Genomic DNA, 16,770 nt, shown 5'->3' on the forward strand with positions numbered 1-16,770 from the left:
GCGAACGGACTCAGCAGCTCGCCAGGTAGTTCGTCAGCGCGCTCTTCTCGGCCGAGTCCACCGACAGGCCGTAGTAGTACTTCACCTGCGTCCACGCCCGCACGTACGTGCACACGTACGCCGACCGCGACGGCATCCACGTGGCCGGGTCCTGGTCGCCCTTCGCCTGGTTGACGTTGTCGGTCACGGCGATCAGCTGCGGCCGGGTGAGGTCGTTGGCGAAGGCCTGTCGCTGGGCCGTGGTCCACTTGCCGGCGCCGGAGTCCCAGGCCTCGGCCAGCGGGACGAGGTGGTCGATGTCGAGGTCGGACGCGGCGGTCCAGGTCGCGCCGTCGTACGGCGAGTACCAGCTGCCGCCGGTCGCGGCACAGGAGGAGTCGGTGACGACGTTCGTGCCGTCCCGCTTCAGGACCGTCTCGCGGGTGTTGCAGGTGCCGCTGACGGTGATCCAGTGCGGGAACAGGTCGCGGCTGTAGCCGGTGCGGTTCTCCGTGGCCACGGTCAGCTCGGCGAGGTAGCCCCGCGCGGTGGCGGCGCTGACCGGCGTGGGCAGGGCGGCGGAGGCGTTCGGCGAGTTGAACAGGGCGACGGAGGCGATGAGGCCGGTGAGGGCCGCCAGGACGCTCGTCCGTCGACGCGCGTAGAACGTGGGCATGCGTGAACTCCCTCTGGAGTTGTGGGTGTTGAGCGCGAGCGGGGGAATGCTCGCGATGAGGGGTGGCCGGCGGATGAGCGTTTGGTGAGAAGATAATGACGTGATCATGTCAAAACAAGGTTGACGACAGAACTTTCACATCCCGTACGATGGGAGGCGCAGAAGGGGAGTAGCTCTTCGCCGGACCGTCGACATACTGCTCAGCGAGCCTGAGCCGGCGCCCGGAGGCGGCCTCCGACAGGAGCCGCCAGCGAGACCTTCGGCAAGCAGTGCACGCCCGTGCCCCGACCGGCGCGGGCGAGAAGTGCGCTGCCGTGCCGAGGTGTCATCGCGTGACGTACCGCACTCTCGGTGGGGCAGCCCGACCGATTGAGGACCCTTGATCAGTATCACCGTGACGGCGCTCGTCTTCGGCGTCGTCTTCCTCGCCGAACTGCCGGACAAGACCGCGCTCGCCGGTCTCGTGCTCGGCACCCGCTACCGCGCCTCGTACGTCTTCGCGGGCGTCGCCGCGGCCTTCCTGCTGCACGTCGTGCTCGCCGTCGCGGCCGGCAGCGTGCTCACCCTGCTGCCGCAGCAGATCGTGCACGCCCTCACCGGCGTGCTCTTCCTCGGCGGGGCCGCGATGCTCCTGCTGAAGAAGGGCGAGGACGAGGAAGAGGTCAAGAAGCCCGCCGACCAGTCCTTCTGGAAGGTGGCGGGCACCGGCTTCATGCTCATCCTGGTCGCCGAGTTCGGCGATCTCACCCAGATCATGACCGCCAACCTCGCCGCCCGCTACGACGACCCGATCTCGGTCGGCCTCGGCGCGGTGCTCGGTCTGTGGGCCGTCGCCGGGCTCGGCATCGTCGGCGGAAAGGCCCTGATGAAGCGGGTGCCGCTGCGGCTGATCACGCAGATCGCGGCCGTGCTGATGCTGGCGCTCGGCGTGTGGAGCCTGTGGGAGGCGGTGGCCGGCTGAGCGGTCGGGCGGGCGAACGGGTGGTGAATACCGGCCGGGGCGGTGGCGGAAACCCGGAGCCGTTTTGTACCGTGGAAAAACAAAGTGGCTCCCGCCCGTTTTCCCTGACCGGCGGGCGGGGCCGCCTTGTCCCTCCCGCAGTCTTTCCCGACACGGGCCTTCCTCCCTTCTGGAGCTGCCGATGCCGGCCACCGCCACGCCCACCGTCCTCACCTGCCGTGCCCTCCTGCTCGACATGGACGGCACCCTCGTCAACTCGGACGCCGTGGTCGAGCGCATCTGGCGGCGCTGGGCCGGACGGCACGGGCTGGACGGCGACCAGGTGATGAAGGTCATCCACGGCCGGCAGGGGCACGCCTCCATGGCCCTGCTGCTGCCCGACCGGCCGATGGAGGAGAACTTCGCGGAGAACGAGCGGATGCTCGCCGAGGAGACCGCCGACACCGAGGGCGTGGTCGAGGTGCCCGGTGCCGGGGCGTTCCTCACGTCGCTGGCCGGGCTGCCCCACGCGCTGGTGACCTCGGCCGACGTCGGGCTGGCGACCGCGCGCATGTCCGCTGCGGGGCTGGCGATGCCGGCGGTCCGGATCACCGCGGAGTCGGTCGGCGCGAGCAAGCCCGACCCCGAGGGTTTCCTGAAGGGCGCGGCCGAGCTGGGGATCGCTCCGGCCGACTGTGTCGTGTTCGAGGACTCCGGCGCGGGGATCGCGGCGGGGCGCGCCGCGGGGATGCGGGTCGTGGGGGTCGGGCCGCGGGCGGTCGTCCACGAGCCGGACGTGGCCGTGCCGGACCTCACCCGGGTACGGGTGGAGGCCGGGGCCGACGGAACGGTTCTCCTGCGGATCGGCTGACGGCGCCCACGGCGTTTCCGGCGGTGCCGTGCCCTTGGGCGCGGTGCGGGTTCGTTGTCGGGTGCGGGTGCGTCGTGGCTTGTCGCGCCCACGCGGCGGAGCCGCATATCGGATACGGCCCCGCGCCCCTTCAGGGGCGTCTCAGGCGTCCCTCGTTTCCAGTTCCAGGCTTCTCCGGGTCGCCGGGCCGTATTCGCCCAGGGGGTCTTCCTTGATGCCCCGGGCCAGTTGGTAGTTGCGTACGGCGTCTTCCACGGGGCGGGTGTAGGTGCCGTCGACGCGGTCGCCGTAGAGGTTCAGCCGGCGCAGGCGCTGCTGGAGTTCGGTCACCTCCGGGCCGGTGTCGCCGCGCCGTAGCACCGGGGCCGTCGCCGGTGTCGTCGGCGAGGTGGCCGTCGCCGTGGGGGACGGCGTGCGCGTCGGGGTCCGGGTGGGCGTCGGGGACGCGGAGGCGGACGGGGTCGGCGAGGCGCTGGTCGGTGATGGCGTCGGGGTGGGCGGGGCCGGCGAGGACGGCAGGGCAGCGGGCGGGGCCGCCGGGGGCGCCGGTGCCGGGGAGGACGCCGGGGCCTGCGTCGGCCTGGCCGGGATGCTCTGTCTGATCTCCTGGGCCGTCCGGTCGTGGGTCGGGGTCCGGTAGGAGACCAGGGCGAGGACGGCCGCCGCCAGCAGCGCGACACCGAGGCCCCCGCCCGCCAGCACTACCGTGCGGCGGGAGCGGGGTCCGGGGGCCTCGGGCTCCTCGGGGGCCGGCGGCTGCGGCTGCGGGGCCGGGGCCGGCGGGGGCGGGGGTTCGGGGAAGTCGGTGTGCAGTGGCGGCCGGGCCGTCGTCGCCGGTGCCGCCGTGACGTACGGCCGTATCCGCAGCGGGTCGAAGTCCTCCGCCGCCGCCGCCTCCGCCGTGCGTGTCTCGCGCAGTGCCGCGGCCGCGCGCTCGGTGCAGTCGCACGCCGGGGTGTGGTCCGGCCCCCTCGGCGTCCCGCACTCCGGGCATGCGGTGCCCCGATCTCCCGCCACGTCTCCCGTCACGCCTGTCCCCCTCCCCTCGGGAACTTCAGAGGTTATGCCGAGGAGCGCCGTCTCCGCAGGACTCGACAGGCCATAACCGGACACACAGATCACGATGGAAGGTGCACCCGAGCCCCGGGAGGACCCCATGGCCCTGGACACGCACGGCACGGCGGCCGAGCACACCCGCGGCGGCGAGCACGTTCCGGGCAGCGTGCTGGTCCCGATCGGCGCGCTGCTGCTCGGCCTGCTGCTGGCCGCCCTGGACCAGACCATCGTCTCGACCGCGCTGCCGACCATCGTGAGCGACCTGGGCGGCCTGGAACACCTCTCCTGGGTCGTCACCGCCTATCTGCTGGCGTCCACCGCCGCGACCCCGTTGTGGGGCAAGCTCGGCGACCAGTACGGCCGCAAACGGCTGTTCCAGACCGCCATCGTGATCTTCCTGGTCGGTTCCGCGCTGTGCGGCCTGGCCCGGGACATGCCCCAGCTCATCGCCTTCCGGGCGCTCCAGGGCCTGGGCGGCGGCGGGCTGATGGTGCTGTCCATGGCGATCGTCGGCGATCTCGTCCCGCCCCGCGAACGCGGCCGCTACCAGGGGCTGTTCGGTGCCGTGTTCGGCGCCACCAGCGTGCTCGGGCCGCTGCTCGGCGGGCTGTTCACCGAGCACCTCAGCTGGCGCTGGGTGTTCTACGTCAACCTGCCCGTCGGCGTCGTCGCGCTCGCCGTGATCGCCGTGGCGCTGCGCCTGCCACGCCGCGCCGCGCACCACGTCATCGACTACCTCGGCACCTTCCTGATCGCCGCCGTCGCCACCTGCCTGGTGCTGGTCGCCTCGCTCGGCGGTACGACCTGGGCCTGGGGCTCGGCGCGGATCATCGGGCTCGCCGTGCTGGGCGTCGTCCTCGCCGCGGCGTTCGTCGCCGTGGAGCGGCGGGCCGCCGAACCCGTGCTGCCGCTGAAGCTGTTCCGGGTCCGCACCTTCACCCTGGCGTCCGTCATCAGCTTCGTCGTCGGCTTCGCCATGTTCGGCGCGATGACCTATCTGCCGACGTTCCTCCAGGTCGTGCACGGTGTCACCCCGACCCTGTCCGGCGTGCACATGCTGCCCATGGTGTTCGGCCTGCTGCTGTCGTCCACGGTGTCCGGGCAGATCGTCAGCCGCACCGGCCGCTGGAAGGTGTTCCCGGTCGCGGGCACCGCCGTCACCACGCTCGGCCTGCTGCTCCTGGCCCGGCTCGACGAGCACGGCGGCACCGCCGTGATGAGCACCTACTTCTTCGTCTTCGGCCTCGGGCTCGGCCTGGTCATGCAGGTACTGGTCCTCATCGTGCAGAACGCCGTCTCCTACGAGGATCTCGGCGTCGCCACCTCCGGCGCCACCTTCTTCCGCTCCATCGGCGCCTCCTTCGGCGTGGCCCTCTTCGGCACGGTCTTCGCCGGCCGCCTCGGCGACAAGCTCGCCGACGCCTTCCGGGGCGTACGGCTGCCGCCGGGCGTCGGCGCCGACGCGCTGAAGTCGGACCCGCGGGGGATCGCCGCCCTGCCGCCCGCGCCGCGCCAGGCCGCCCTGCACGCCTACGCCTCCGCCATCACCGACGTCTTCCTCTACGCCGCCCCCGTCGCCCTCCTCGGCTTCCTGCTGGCGTGGTTCCTGAAGGAGGACCGGCTGCGCGGCTCGGTCACCGCGCCGGACGTCTCCGAGACGATCCCGCCCAACCCGGTCGAGCGCTCCTCCTACGACGAGTGCTGCCGGGCCCTGTCCGTGCTGGGCACCCGTGAGGGCCGCCGCGAGATCCACCGGAGGATCATCGAACGGGCCGGGTACGACCTGCTGCCCGCCGCGGGCTGGCTGCTGCTGCGCATCCGCCGCTACGGCTCCGTGGAACCCGCCGTGCTGGCCGAGCGCAGCGCGGTTCCGCTCCAGGCGGTCATGGCCGCCGCCCGCCAGGTGGAGGAGCGGCGGCTCGCCGAGCGCCGGGGACTGGACCTGGTGCTGACCGACACCGGCCGGGAGGTCGCCGAACGGCTCGCCGCGGCCCGCGAGGAGTCGCTGGCCGCCCTGCTCGGCGACTGGTGGCGGCCCGGCCGCCCGGCGGACCTGACCCGGCTGGTCCACGACCTCACCGGCGAACTGTGCGGCGCCGAACGCGAACGCCCGCACAACGGGAGCACGCTCGCGAAGATCAGCTGAGGAGGTCGGCCGACTCCGGTACCGGGACCGGATCCGACCCCAGCTCCTTGCGGAACCAGTGCTCGGCGTAGGGCTCGGTGTTGTGCGGGGCGGTCTCGGTGTAGCCGAGGCGGGCGTACAGGGCGCGGGCCTCGACCAGGTCGCCGCGGGTGTCCAGGACGATCCGCCGGGCGCCCAGCAGGCGGGCGCGCACCTCGGCGGCGGCCACGAGCAGCGGGGCCCCGCCCCGGCCGCGCCGCTCGGGCAGCACGAACACCCGGGTCAGCTCGGCGGTGTCCGCGTCCAGCAGCCGTATGCCCGCGGTGCCGGCGGGGGTGCCGTCGTACCGTCCGACCAGCAGGCACCCGGCGGGCGGGGCGAGTTCGGCGCCCGGGTTCGCCGCGATCTCCCGCTCCAGTTCGCCGGGGTCGGTGCGGCGGCCCTCGTGCAGCAGGTACCAGCGGTCGCTGACCTCCGTGTAGTAGGCCCGCCAGAGTGCGGCGGCGGCCGGGGAGTCGTACGGTTCGGCGGTGATCGTCCACGTCATGGCGGCCATTGTGGGGTGCGGGCCGTCGTTTGTGGACCGGGTTCCGGGTCACCCGGGGGGTGAACCGGCCGGCGGAGCCGGTCCGATCGGAAGGGGTCGGAAGGCAACCATGTCCACTTGGCTGATCATTCTGCTGATCGTGATCGCCGCGGTCGTGGTCCTCGGCGCGGCCGGGCTCGTCGCCTGGCGAGGCCGTGGCCGGCGCGGCGGGACGAGCCTGAAGCGGCGCTTCGGGCCGGAGTACGAGCGGGCCGTCGCCCTGCACGACGGGGACACCAAGGCGGCCGAACGGGAACTGGGCGAGCGCCTCGAACGCCACGGTGACCTGCGGGAACGCCCGCTGGACGGGGCCGAGCGGCAGCGGTACGCGGATCTCTGGGCGGCCGTGCAGGAACGCTTCGTGGACTCGCCGCAGGAGGCGGTGGCCGAGGCCGACCGGTTGCTGGCGCAGCTCGCGGCGGCGCGCGGCTACGCCGACGGCGGGCGCTACGAGGAGCAGGTCGACGCGCTGTCCGTGCACCACGCCGACCATGTCGACGGCTACCGGCGTCTGCACCGGGTGGCCCGCACGGGCGGCGGTACCGAGGAACTGCGTTCGGCGCTGCTCGGGGCGCGCGCCCTCTTCGACGACCTGAGCAGCAGCGAGCACGGCCGGCACCGGGCCCCGGCGGGCACGGGCCGCGCCACCCCGTCCGACGGCGGCCGCACCCACGCCCGCTCCCACACGCCGTGGGCCCTGCACCGGAGCCGACCGAAGGAGAGCTGAGCGCCATGCGGGACAGGACGAGCGGCCCCGGCGACGACCGCCACCGCACCGAGCGCCTCTCCCGGGCTCCGGGCGAGGAATGGACACCGGAACAGGACTCCCCGGACACCGACGAATGGTCCCCGGGCGACGCGGCTCCGGGCCACCGCACCCCGAGAAGGCTCCGCCCGGAGGAACGCCTCCCGGGCGAACCCGGCCGGGCGGAGACCCCGCGCGGGGGGACAGCGGGCTGGATCTCGGGCGAGAGCGAGGGCGCGGGCACGCGGGACACGGAAGCCGGAAGAACGGGCTCGGCACGCGGCCGGATCCCGGACGCGGAAACCACAGGCGGCCTGACCCCGGACACGAGCGGTAAGGGCCCGGCAGATCCCCGGACCCCGGACGCGGGCGGTACCGGACCGGTGGGCGGGCGGCTTCCCGGAGCCGTCGGGCCCGGCCGTGAGGGCCTGACCGGCGACGACCGCAGCCCCGAGGACACCCCGGCGCCACCCCCGGGACCGGCGGGAGGCGGGGCCGGGCAGTGGCGCGGTGCGGAGGAGACCGGGCAGTGGCGCGGTACCGAGCAGGCCGGGCAGTGGCACGGTACGGAAGGGCTGCGGCCCGGTACGGAGGACCTGGGGGCCGGTGCCGACGAGGGGTTCGGGGCCAGTCACCGGGCGGAGCGGGAAGCGATCTCGGAGGAGGACCGGATGCCCGAGAACGGTCTGGGCGCGCCCGCGCCCGGCGGGGCCTCCCGGCGCGAGGCGACGACGACCGACACCCCGGGCCGCGACACCTGGCCCACGGCACCGGGCGCCCCGGCCCGCGCAGCGCACCGCTCGGACACCACCCCCACCACCGACACCTCCGCCACCGGTACCCCCGCCACCACCCCCTCCGGGCAGGGCTCCCCGTTGCTCGCGCGAGAGGAAGTGCAGGAGTGGGAGCGGCGGATGCGGGAGGCGGTCGGGGGGTTCGTGGAGCAGCCGAAGGGGGCCGTGGAGCGGGCCGACAGGACCCTGGAGGAGATCGCCGCCCGGTTCAGCGAGGCGGTGAAGCGCCGCCGCCGGACCCTGCGGATGTCCTGGGAGGGCACCGAGGAACGCGGACCCGGCGCCGAGACCGACACCGAGCAACTGCGGCTCGCCCTGCGGGACTACCGGGAACTGGCCGAACGGCTACTGCACAGCTGAGTCCGGCGCGTCCGTGCCACCGGCGGCAGCCCTGCGCTGCCGCCACTGCCGTACGACCTCCTCGACGTCGTACGGCTTCTTCCCCAGCGGCGGGCCGGGCGGCGGCTTGAACATCATGTCGCGGATCCTGACGTTGACGTCCTCGATCAGCTTGCGGGCGATCCGCTCCGAGGGCGCCGCGTAGGCCGCCGCGAGGGCGTCTTCCGCCTCCTTGCGCAGCGCCAGCGCGGGCGGCAGGAAGGCCAGCCCCTCCCGGGCCATCTTCCGCTTGACCCACCACAGCTCGTCGTACGTGGAGTCGACCTCCGCAGGCAGCGGCGCCCCCGCCCCCGGCAGCCCCTCGAACTCCCCGCGCCCCTGCGCGTCGCGGATCTGTCTGTCCGCCCAGGAGTCGAACGGAACGCCTGGTGGCTTTCGCTCGGTCATGGGTCCATTGTGCCGGACGCCACCGTGCCGGGCGCCTTATCATGCGGCGACGGTACGGCGGCCCGCCCGCCGCAACCCACCGCCGTACAAGGACGTTTCGGACGTTTCAGGGGGAGCGCTCGTGCTCGAACTCACCATGGTCGCCGTCTCGGGGGCGGACGCGGGTGCCACGGCCGGCATGACGCTGACGGAGGTGCCCAGCGAGCCCGGCACCGCGCTGCGGGTCGGCCGGGACGCGGCGGTGTGCCGGCTGGTCACCCCCGAGGACTGGCTGTTCGTCTCCCGGGTCCACCTGGAGTTCCGCTGCGCCCCGGACGGCACCTGGCACCTGACCTGGCTGCGCGGTTCCCGGCCCGACCCCGCCTCCGAGGTCCGGCTCACCCACGGCCCGCACGTCCAGGCCGTCGGCTACGGCGCGACCGTGCCGCTGCCGCGCGGCGGGGCCGGCGAGATCGTCGTCCAGGAACGCTCCGGGCCGCGCAGCGTCGGCGTCGGGTTCTTCCACGAGGTGTGAACCGCGGAGGCGTGAACCGTACGGCGGGGCCCCTCAGTCCTGCACCCGTGCCAGCGCGAAGCCGTCGTAGCCCTTGAGGCCGACGGTCTGGATGGCCGTACCGGACAGCCGGGGGTGCGAGGCGATCAGTTCGAGCGCGGCGCGGGTGCCGACCACGTCCGGTTCGGTGCTGCGGGCGTCGGCCACCCGGCCCTCGCGCACCACGTTGTCCAGGATGATCAGGCTGCCCGCCCGGGTGAGCTTGAGCGCCCACTCCACGTAGTGCCGGTTGTTCGCCTTGTCCGCGTCGACGAACACGAGGTCGAAGGGGGCCGGGTTCTCGTCGGCGAGCTTGGGCAGCGATTCCAGGGCCGGGCCGACCCGCACCTCCACGATCCGTTCCAGTCCGGCGCGGGAGATGTTGCGGACGGCCACGTCGGCGTGCTTGGCGTTGTACTCCAGCGTGATCAGTCTGCCGTCCTCCGGCAGGGCGCGGCCCAGCCAGATCGTGCTGTAGCCGCCGAGCGTGCCGATCTCCAGCACGTGCCGGGCGCCCTGCGCGAGGGCGAGCAGCTGGAGGAGTTTGCCTTGTGCGGCCGTGACCGCGATCGGGGGCAGCCCGGCGGTCTCGCTGTCCCGCAGGGCCGCCCGCAGCGCCTCGTCGTCCGGTGAGAGATGGCTGGTGAAGTAGTCGTCGACGTCGACCCAGAGCTGCGACCCGCTCATAGCGCCTGCTGCCTTTCCCGAGTGTCTTCCGGAGGCTGTTTACGCCCTGCACGTCCGATGATCCCAGCAGACGCCCGCGAACGGAGGAGTTAGCCGGCAGCCGGCGGCGCCCCCGGGCACGGCAGGGGCCCGCGGCCGGACGAATCCGGCCGCGGGCCCCTGAACGGTACGCGGGAGCGGTCAGCCGGCCTCGATCGACGGGGCCGAGCCCGGCAGGGGGCGGCCCGCCGATTCCGACATGCGCCAGACGGCGAAGCCGCCCACGACGGCGGCGGCCATCATGTAGTACGCGGGCATCATCATGTTCCCGGTGGCCCCGATCAGCGCGGTCACGACGAGCGGGGTCGTACCGCCGAACAGGGACACGGAGACGTTGAAGCCGATGGACAGGGAGCCGTAGCGCACCCGGGTCGGGAAGAGCGCGGGCAGCGCGGCCGGCATGGCGGCGGTGAAGCACACCAGCAGCAGGCCCAGCGCGGCCATGCCGAGGCCGACCGCGAGCAGGCTGCCCTGGCGGATCAGCAGCAGGGCCGGGACGGACAGCAGCAGGAAGCCCGCGCAGCCCGCCGCGATCACCGGGCGGCGGCCGATGCGGTCGGTGAGCGCGCCGGCGAACGGCTGGACGATCATCATCAGGGCCATCACGCCGAGCACGACCAGCAGGCCGTGGGTCTCGTCGTACTTCAGCTCGCTGGTGAGGTAGCTGGGCATGTACGACAGCAGCATGTAGTCGGTGACGTTGAAGACCAGCACCAGGCCCATGCAGATCAGCAGCGCCTTCCACTGGCCCGCGACCATGTCGCGCAGCGGCACCTTGGGGCGGGCCTCGGCCTTCTCCAGCTGCGCGGCGAAGGCGGGGGTCTCCTCCAGTCGCATCCGCAGGTACAGGCCGATGATGCCCATCGGGCCCGCGATCAGGAACGGGATGCGCCAGCCCCAGGAGAGCAGGTCCTCGGAGGACAGCAGGGCGGTCATCAGGGTGACCAGGCCCGCGCCGCCGATGTAGCCGGCGAGCGTGCCGAACTCCAGCCAGCTGCCGAAGAAGCCGCGCTTCTTGTCCGGCGCGTACTCGGCGATGAAGGTGGAGGCGCCCGCGTACTCGCCGCCGGTGGAGAAGCCCTGCACCAGCCGGGCGGCCAGCAGCAGGATCGGCGCGCCGACGCCGATCAGCGAGTAGGACGGGATCAGGCCGATGGCGAACGTGCCCGCCGCCATCATGATCATCGTCAGGGCGAGGACCTTCTGGCGGCCGATGCGGTCGCCCAGCGGCCCGAAGACCATGCCGCCCAGCGGACGGACCAGGAAGGCCGCCGCGAAGGCACCGAAGGTGGACAGCAACTGCGCGGTGGGGTTGCCGGAGGGGAAGAAGACCTTGCCCAGGGTGACCGCGATGTAGCTGTAGACACCGAAGTCGAACCACTCCATGGCGTTGCCGAGCGCTGCCGCCTTCACGGCGCGCCTGACCAGGGCGGGGTCGGTGACGGTGACATTGCGGGCCTTGGCGGCCCGGAGGGTCGTCGGACGCGGGGTGACGGCAGTGGCGGTCGCCAAAACGGGGCTCGCCTACCTTTCGACGGGGACAGGGTCGGGCCCGCCGACGGCAACGGTGACGTGCGTGGGCCGAAAATCGACCATAGGCGGCTTCTGTGCCTTACGTGCTGTATGCGTTTAGGTGCACAGTGCAGCGAAACCGCGGGTACGCAGGTACGTCTGCCCCCTCACCCGAGATCATTCCTGCTGGTCAATGTGATCCTTATCGCGCCCTCGACCTGCAACCGGAGCCACGGGGGACCGCGCCGATCCGGACATATGGCGGCACAGGTCGGGTTAACGGGGGGTTGCCTGCGTGCATCCTCGCCGCCCGCCACCCTGCTCGCCCTGGTGGGCTTCTGGCTCTTCCCGCCGGCCCCGCCCGGCGCCCTCCCGGCACCGGCCCCGGGGCGCCACCCGGCCCTGGAACGTACCGACTTCAGGTGACGGCGGGCGAGGCCGTGCCTGGTCCCGGCCGCTCGCGGGCAAGGCTCACCCCGCAGCAGCGGACAGGAGTGAAGGAGTCATCCGTGAACAGGACCAGGACACGCGCGGTCGTCGCGCTGATCGGTGCCGGGCTTCTGGCTTCCCCCGTCCTGACGGGGCAGGCGGCGGCACAGTCCGGGCTGGTGCTGGAGAACGTCGCCAACCCCGGGTACGTCCTCGACAACGACGCCGGCCGGGGAGAGGGCTCCAGCGTCCTGGTCTACGACCGGCACGGCGGGCCGAACCAGGTGTGGGAGGTGAACCCCGAGGGCGGCAACACCGTCCAGATCACGCAGGAGATCGGCGGGCGGGACCTGTGCGCCGCCGCCGTGTTCAACGGCATCGCCGAAGTGTCCATGCAGAACTGCGACAACAACGGGTCGGTCACGCGGTGGACCCAGGTCGCCGTGGGCGGCAACCGCTGGGTCTACCGGAACAACGCGCAGGGCAAATGCCTCGCCGCCACCCGGCTGAACGGTCCGGTCGAGCTCGTCGAATGCGCGTACGGGGACCAGGAACAGCAGTGGATCAAGCGCGCCGGGTGATCACGCGAACCGCACCGGCTTCACCCGGTCCAAGGTCGACGTGCGACCGGCCACGGCCCGGGCCACAGTGTTGATGCGGGTGAAGTGGCAGATCCAGCCCCCCGCCGTCCACGCCTTCCCCTACGGCGACGAGCGCTGACCTCGCCGTGCGGGGAAGGCCATCGGTCACCTGGAGGGATCGCCATGAAGAACTCCTCCCCGCGGTACGCCCGGCTTGCCGCGACCGCCGGAGCAGCCGCCGTACTCGTCCTCGCCCAGGGCACCGCCCACGCCGACGGTGCGGGGTCGATCAGCGCCGGGAACCCTCAGCATTTCATCAACTTCACCTACGACATCCCGGGGAAGTTCAGCGAATACGCGTACACGGTCCAGGTCGGCACACCGCTGGCCACCAACTCCGTCTACTACGCGCACTTCGTGTACGCGAAGGGGGGCGGGTTCTATTCGGGTATCCAGCCCCACCCGAACGGAAGGGCGGGGGTGAGGTTCTCCTTCTTCGGCGCCGGTGCGACGCCCCTCCACTCCAACTGCCACGGGGGCGCCGACGCCGGGCAGGGCGTCACCTGCTCCATCGACGACCTGGAGTACGCGGTCGGCCGGAAGTACACGATCAGCGCCAAGAAGACGAGCGACGACGCCGGGGTGTCCTACACGGGCACGATCAAGGACCTGACGACCGGAAAAGAGCGGACGATCGGAGCCTGGCGCGTTCCCCAGGGCTTCACGGGGTTCTACAACTACGCCGACGCGTTCATCGAGAAGTTCGCGGGTATCCGCACCTGTGCGGACATCCCGGCGGTGACCGTCTCGTACACCGACGTCAAGGCCGACGGAAAGCCGCTGGCATTCAAGGCGTCCACGCACAAAGCCACCAACGTGCCGGGCAAAGGAATCTACACCTGCTCGAACGTGTCGGACTACACGGTGACGACACCGGCCCCCGGAAGCTACACCGTCGAGTCAAGCGTCGGTTCCAGCTGATTCCTTCATCTTATGACATGAACTATCACTGGTTCAGGTGATAGTTCATGTCTGTCTCCTTCAATGCACCCGACCGGTGGGATTCCCCTTTCGAGGGCTGGAACGGAAAGGGGACACCACCCATGCTCCGCATCGCACATGCGGCCAGGCTCGCCCTGGCGGCCTGCACCGCGGCCGTCCTGGCCGTCGGCCTGACCTCCAGTGCGGAGGCCGCCACCGGGAACATCCGGTACTTCAGCGCCTCCGGACAGGAAGCCCGGATCGACAACCCGCCGGACAACGTCTGCATCAACCTCCGCTTCCGTGCGCAACTGCTCGCCAACAACACGAACAAGGCGCTGAGCTACTTCTACAACGCCAACTGCACCAACTTCATCGACAATCTGCCCCCCGGCCGCGCGGTGGCCTACAACAACCCCCTCTCCGTGCGCATCATCGCCTGAGCCCCTCACCGGGCGCGGCGGGGCAGCCGTGGCACTCGAACCACACGGTCTTCCCGCCGGCGCCCGGTGCCACCCCCCACTTGTCCACCACGGCGTCCAGCAGGGCCAGGCCCCGGCCGCCCTCGGACTCCTCGTCCACCTCGGTCTCCATCCGGGGCAGCGCGGCGAAGCCGTCGCTGACCTCGGCCCGGACCCCCGCCGCCTGCCGGGCCACGACCACCCGGCAGCGGCGGTCGGGCACATGCCGTACGACGTTGGTGACCAGCTCGCTCACGCCCAGCTCCACGGCGAACGTCAGCGGCTCCAGTTCCCACTCGTGCAGCAGCGAGCGGACGATCCGGCGGATGTGGCGCACGGAGTGCTCGCCGACCGTGATTTCCATGCGGTACTGGGGAATGTGGGGAAAATTCAGGTTCACGGTACGAGACTGGCCTGATCTCACTACGCTCGGCTACAGGAAGAACACAACGAGTCCCCACGTGGGCTCTGTTGCGTGAGAGGGGTCCCCCACTGTGGCCAACATCAGCACCCTCGACGCGGGCGCGTCTCCGCTCCACTACTACGGCTTCGAGCTGCGGCGGTATCGGGAGGCGGCGGGCCTCACACAGCGGGAGCTAGGGCAGATCACCAACTACACCGGGTCACTTGTCGGTCAGGTCGAGACCGCCAGGAAAGTGCCCACCCTGGAGTTCAGTCAGCGGGTGGACGCGGCCCTGGGGACGGGCGGGCTGCTGACCCGACTGCATCCGCTGGTGATGCGAAGCCAACTCCCCGCGTGGTTCCAGCAGGTGGCTGAGCTTGAGGTACGGGCGGTGGAGATCTGCTCGTTCCAGACGCACATGGTCCTCGGTCTGCTCCAGACTCCGGCCTACGCGCGTGCGGTGCTCGGAGCGGTGGACCGGAACAAGCTCGACGACCGTACCGCCGTCCGTCTGGCGCGTCAGCAAGTCTTCGAGAAGGAGAACCCGCCTGTCTTCTGGGCCGTGCTCAGCGAGGCCGCGCTTCACCTGCAAATCGGTGACCGGGAAACCATGCGAGGTCAATTGGCTCATCTGTTGACCTTCGAGGACAACCCCCGGATCAACATCCAGGTGTTGCCGTACGACGCGGGGTCACATGCGGGGCTGACCGGCACGTTCACCCTCTACCGCTTCGCCGACGACCCGACCATCCTCTACACCGAGAGCTACGGGAGCGGGTACCCCACGGCCAATCCGGACACCGTCAAGGACTGCTCGCTCCGTTACGATCACCTCCAGGCCGCCGCTCTCTCGATCAAGAGGTCGGCGGAACTGATCCGAAGCGTCATGGAGGACCGCTATGGAGAGCAAGTGGCGTAAGTCGAGCTACAGCAGCGACCAGGGCGGTGAGTGCGTCGAGTGCGCCCCCCTCGGTGACCTGACCTGGCAGAAGTCCTCGTACAGCGGTGACCAGGGTGGCCAGTGCCTGGAGGTCGCCGAACCCCCTTGCGCCACCACCGTCGCCATCCGTGACTCGAAGAACCCGGCGGGACCGGTGCTGAACGTCGGCCCCGCCGCCTTCGGCAGCTTCGTCTCCTGGGCGTCGGCTACAGCCGCTGGATGATCGTCCCGGCCGCCAGGCCGCCGCCCGCGCACATGGTGACGAGGGCGAACTCCTTGTCCGCGCGCTCCAGTTCGTGCAGGGCCGTGGTGATGAGGCGGGCGCCCGTCGCGCCGACCGGGTGGCCGAGGGCGATCGCACCGCCGTTGACGTTGACCTTGTCGAGGTTCTGCTCGAAGACCTGGGCCCAGCTCAGGACGACGGAGGCGAACGCCTCGTTGATCTCCACGAGATCGATGTCGTTCAGGGTCATGCCCGCCTTGCCGAGGACGGCGCGGGTGGCGTCGATGGGGCCGTCCAGGTGGAAGTGGGGGTCGGCGCCGACCAGGGCCTGGGCGACGATCCGGGCCCTCGGCTTCAGTTTCAGCGCGCGGGCCATCCGCTTGGAGGCCCACATGATGGCCGCCGCGCCGTCGGAGATCTGGGACGAGTTCCCGGCGGTGTGGACGGCGGTCGGCATGACGGGCTTCAGACCGGCCAGCGCCTCCGGGGTGGTGTCCCGTAGGCCCTCGTCCTTGTCGACCAGGCGCCACATGCCCTGACCGGCGTCCTGCTCCTCCTCCGTGGTGGGCACCTGGACGGCGAAGGTCTCCCGCTTGAAGCGTTCCTCCGCCCAGGCGTGCGCGGCGCGCTGCTGGGAGAGCAGGCCCAGCGCGTCGGCGTCCTCGCGGGTCAGGCCCCGGTGGCGGGCGATGCGCTCGGCGGCCTCGAACTGGTGGGGCAGGTCGACGTTCCACTCGTCCGGGAAGGGTCTGCCGGAGCCGTGCCTGGAGCCGGAGCCCGGCGGGACCCGGGTCATGGACTCGACTCCGCAGCTGATGCCGATGTCGATCACGCCCGCCGCGACCATGTTGGCCACCATGTGGGAGGCCTGCTGGGAGGAGCCGCACTGGCAGTCGACCGTGGACGCGGCCGTTTCGTAGGGCAGGCCCATGGCCAGCCAGGCCGTGCGCGCGGGGTTCATGGACTGCTCGCCGGCGTGGGTCGCCGTGCCGCCGACGATCTGCTCGACCGCGTCGGCGGGGATGCCGGTGCGGCCGAGGAGTTCGCGGTAGGTCTCGCCCAGCAGACAGGCCGGGTGCAGCGTGGCGAGCGCGCCGCCGCGCTTGCCGATGGGGGTGCGGACGGCTTCGACGATCACGGGTTCGGCGGCCATGGGTGCGGGTCCTCTCCGAGAGGGCTCTCCTCCAGAACTAGTACGTGTTCTAGTTCTCCCCGGCAGTCTGCTGACGCGATGTCCGCCGCCGCAAGGGTCTTGTCGGACGGATCCCGGAACCGCCGCACCCTCGCGTGGATCCACCGGAACATACGCGTGTGCGCCGGATGGCGCAGCGCCGGTTCACGCCACGCTTCCTCCGCGGACATACGCGCGCACCCCCGCCGGGTGGGCGGGGGTGCGGGAAGCGTTATGGGGTGCTGTCGGCTTT

Annotated in this window: 19 protein-coding genes; 11 read left to right on the top strand and 8 right to left on the bottom strand. The window is 71.6% G+C overall.

Going from position 1 to position 16,770, the window contains the following annotated elements:
* Positions 1-10: 10 nt before the first annotated feature.
* On the bottom strand, positions 11-655 hold the full coding sequence (locus ABD350_RS09655; protein WP_344347429.1) for an HNH endonuclease family protein: 645 nt from the start codon (positions 653-655) through the stop codon (positions 11-13).
* Between the two features lie 379 nt (positions 656-1,034).
* Here ABD350_RS09655 and ABD350_RS09660 point away from each other — a divergent pair, with 379 nt between their 5' ends.
* Complete coding sequence (locus tag ABD350_RS09660; protein ID WP_344347430.1) at positions 1,035-1,616, top strand: TMEM165/GDT1 family protein; 582 nt, start codon at positions 1,035-1,037, stop codon at positions 1,614-1,616.
* 181 nt (positions 1,617-1,797) lie between these two features.
* Positions 1,798-2,466, top strand: coding sequence for an HAD-IA family hydrolase (locus tag ABD350_RS09665; protein WP_344347431.1), 669 nt, complete (start codon positions 1,798-1,800; stop codon positions 2,464-2,466).
* Between the two features lie 141 nt (positions 2,467-2,607).
* Here the strand turns inward: ABD350_RS09665 and ABD350_RS09670 are convergent, their stop codons facing one another.
* Positions 2,608-3,495: a peptidoglycan-binding domain-containing protein gene (locus tag ABD350_RS09670; RefSeq protein WP_344347432.1), complete on the bottom strand. Its 888-nt coding sequence runs from the start codon at positions 3,493-3,495 to the stop codon at positions 2,608-2,610.
* A 127-nt stretch (positions 3,496-3,622) separates the two neighbouring features.
* Here ABD350_RS09670 and ABD350_RS09675 point away from each other — a divergent pair, with 127 nt between their 5' ends.
* On the top strand, positions 3,623-5,668 hold the full coding sequence (locus ABD350_RS09675; protein ID WP_382466782.1) for a DHA2 family efflux MFS transporter permease subunit: 2,046 nt from the start codon (positions 3,623-3,625) through the stop codon (positions 5,666-5,668).
* Here ABD350_RS09675 and ABD350_RS09680 read toward each other — a convergent pair.
* Positions 5,661-6,194: a GNAT family N-acetyltransferase gene (locus ABD350_RS09680; RefSeq protein ID WP_344347435.1), complete on the bottom strand. Its 534-nt coding sequence runs from the start codon at positions 6,192-6,194 to the stop codon at positions 5,661-5,663. The genes ABD350_RS09675 and ABD350_RS09680 overlap by 8 nt on opposite strands.
* Positions 6,195-6,303: 109 nt before the next feature.
* Between ABD350_RS09680 and ABD350_RS09685 the strand changes: the two genes are divergently transcribed.
* The gene (locus ABD350_RS09685; protein WP_344347436.1) at positions 6,304-6,960 is read left to right on the top strand and encodes a hypothetical protein; all 657 of its coding nucleotides are present in this window, start codon (positions 6,304-6,306) and stop codon (positions 6,958-6,960) included.
* A 5-nt stretch (positions 6,961-6,965) separates the two neighbouring features.
* Positions 6,966-8,132, top strand: a complete 1,167-nt coding sequence (locus tag ABD350_RS09690) for a hypothetical protein (protein ID WP_344347437.1) — start codon at positions 6,966-6,968, stop codon at positions 8,130-8,132.
* Here ABD350_RS09690 and ABD350_RS09695 read toward each other — a convergent pair.
* Positions 8,118-8,558: a DnaJ family domain-containing protein gene (locus tag ABD350_RS09695; RefSeq protein ID WP_344347438.1), complete on the bottom strand. Its 441-nt coding sequence runs from the start codon at positions 8,556-8,558 to the stop codon at positions 8,118-8,120. The genes ABD350_RS09690 and ABD350_RS09695 overlap by 15 nt on opposite strands.
* A 121-nt stretch (positions 8,559-8,679) precedes the next feature.
* Here ABD350_RS09695 and ABD350_RS09700 point away from each other — a divergent pair, with 121 nt between their 5' ends.
* Complete coding sequence (locus tag ABD350_RS09700) at positions 8,680-9,072, top strand: FHA domain-containing protein (RefSeq protein WP_344347439.1); 393 nt, start codon at positions 8,680-8,682, stop codon at positions 9,070-9,072.
* A gap of 33 nt (positions 9,073-9,105) precedes the next feature.
* On the opposite strand, the gene ABD350_RS09705 is transcribed toward ABD350_RS09700, so the two are convergent.
* Complete coding sequence (locus ABD350_RS09705; RefSeq protein WP_344347441.1) at positions 9,106-9,777, bottom strand: O-methyltransferase; 672 nt, start codon at positions 9,775-9,777, stop codon at positions 9,106-9,108.
* 180 nt (positions 9,778-9,957) lie between these two features.
* Positions 9,958-11,328, bottom strand: coding sequence for a glycine betaine/L-proline transporter ProP (gene proP, locus ABD350_RS09710; protein WP_344347442.1), 1,371 nt, complete (start codon positions 11,326-11,328; stop codon positions 9,958-9,960).
* Between the two features lie 509 nt (positions 11,329-11,837).
* Here proP and ABD350_RS09715 point away from each other — a divergent pair.
* The 3 genes from ABD350_RS09715 to ABD350_RS09725 all read left to right on the top strand — a co-directional run bounded on the left by ABD350_RS09715 (position 11,838) and on the right by ABD350_RS09725 (position 13,762).
* Positions 11,838-12,338, top strand: coding sequence for an RICIN domain-containing protein (locus ABD350_RS09715; RefSeq protein ID WP_344347443.1), 501 nt, complete (start codon positions 11,838-11,840; stop codon positions 12,336-12,338).
* Between the two features lie 183 nt (positions 12,339-12,521).
* Positions 12,522-13,319, top strand: coding sequence for a DUF3472 domain-containing protein (locus ABD350_RS09720; RefSeq protein ID WP_344347444.1), 798 nt, complete (start codon positions 12,522-12,524; stop codon positions 13,317-13,319).
* A gap of 122 nt (positions 13,320-13,441) precedes the next feature.
* Entirely contained in the window at positions 13,442-13,762 is a 321-nt protein-coding gene (locus ABD350_RS09725; RefSeq protein WP_344347445.1) for a hypothetical protein, read from the top strand.
* On the opposite strand, the gene ABD350_RS09730 is transcribed toward ABD350_RS09725, so the two are convergent.
* On the bottom strand, positions 13,752-14,144 hold the full coding sequence (locus tag ABD350_RS09730; RefSeq protein WP_344347458.1) for an ATP-binding protein: 393 nt from the start codon (positions 14,142-14,144) through the stop codon (positions 13,752-13,754). The two genes, ABD350_RS09725 and ABD350_RS09730, sit on opposite strands and share 11 nt — an antisense overlap.
* A 130-nt stretch (positions 14,145-14,274) precedes the next feature.
* Here ABD350_RS09730 and ABD350_RS09735 point away from each other — a divergent pair, with 130 nt between their 5' ends.
* Positions 14,275-15,102, top strand: a complete 828-nt coding sequence (locus ABD350_RS09735) for a helix-turn-helix domain-containing protein (protein ID WP_344347446.1) — start codon at positions 14,275-14,277, stop codon at positions 15,100-15,102.
* Positions 15,083-15,346 (top strand): DUF397 domain-containing protein, encoded by a 264-nt coding sequence (locus ABD350_RS09740; protein ID WP_344347447.1) that lies wholly within the window; start codon positions 15,083-15,085, stop codon positions 15,344-15,346. The genes ABD350_RS09735 and ABD350_RS09740 overlap by 20 nt, the downstream gene beginning before the upstream one ends.
* Here ABD350_RS09740 and ABD350_RS09745 read toward each other — a convergent pair.
* Entirely contained in the window at positions 15,330-16,499 is a 1,170-nt protein-coding gene (locus tag ABD350_RS09745; protein ID WP_344347448.1) for a steroid 3-ketoacyl-CoA thiolase, read from the bottom strand. The two genes, ABD350_RS09740 and ABD350_RS09745, sit on opposite strands and share 17 nt — an antisense overlap.
* Positions 16,500-16,770: the final 271 nt, after the last annotated feature.

Source organism: Streptomyces nogalater (assembly GCF_039532885.1).
GTDB lineage: Bacteria > Actinomycetota > Actinomycetes > Streptomycetales > Streptomycetaceae > Streptomyces > Streptomyces nogalater.

Coding starts and splice junctions, on each gene's coding strand:
- ABD350_RS09745 (WP_344347448.1), bottom strand. CDS start 16,499: ATGGCCGCCGAACCCGTGATCGTCGAAGCCGTCCGCACCCCCATCGGC.
- ABD350_RS09680 (WP_344347435.1), bottom strand. CDS start 6,194: ATGACGTGGACGATCACCGCCGAACCGTACGACTCCCCGGCCGCCGCC.
- ABD350_RS09725 (WP_344347445.1), top strand. CDS start 13,442: ATGCTCCGCATCGCACATGCGGCCAGGCTCGCCCTGGCGGCCTGCACC.
- ABD350_RS09655 (WP_344347429.1), bottom strand. CDS start 655: ATGCCCACGTTCTACGCGCGTCGACGGACGAGCGTCCTGGCGGCCCTC.
- ABD350_RS09705 (WP_344347441.1), bottom strand. CDS start 9,777: ATGAGCGGGTCGCAGCTCTGGGTCGACGTCGACGACTACTTCACCAGC.
- ABD350_RS09740 (WP_344347447.1), top strand. CDS start 15,083: ATGGAGAGCAAGTGGCGTAAGTCGAGCTACAGCAGCGACCAGGGCGGT.
- ABD350_RS09730 (WP_344347458.1), bottom strand. CDS start 14,144: ATGGAAATCACGGTCGGCGAGCACTCCGTGCGCCACATCCGCCGGATC.
- ABD350_RS09665 (WP_344347431.1), top strand. CDS start 1,798: ATGCCGGCCACCGCCACGCCCACCGTCCTCACCTGCCGTGCCCTCCTG.
- ABD350_RS09695 (WP_344347438.1), bottom strand. CDS start 8,558: ATGACCGAGCGAAAGCCACCAGGCGTTCCGTTCGACTCCTGGGCGGAC.
- ABD350_RS09685 (WP_344347436.1), top strand. CDS start 6,304: ATGTCCACTTGGCTGATCATTCTGCTGATCGTGATCGCCGCGGTCGTG.
- ABD350_RS09675 (WP_382466782.1), top strand. CDS start 3,623: ATGGCCCTGGACACGCACGGCACGGCGGCCGAGCACACCCGCGGCGGC.
- ABD350_RS09720 (WP_344347444.1), top strand. CDS start 12,522: ATGAAGAACTCCTCCCCGCGGTACGCCCGGCTTGCCGCGACCGCCGGA.
- ABD350_RS09690 (WP_344347437.1), top strand. CDS start 6,966: ATGCGGGACAGGACGAGCGGCCCCGGCGACGACCGCCACCGCACCGAG.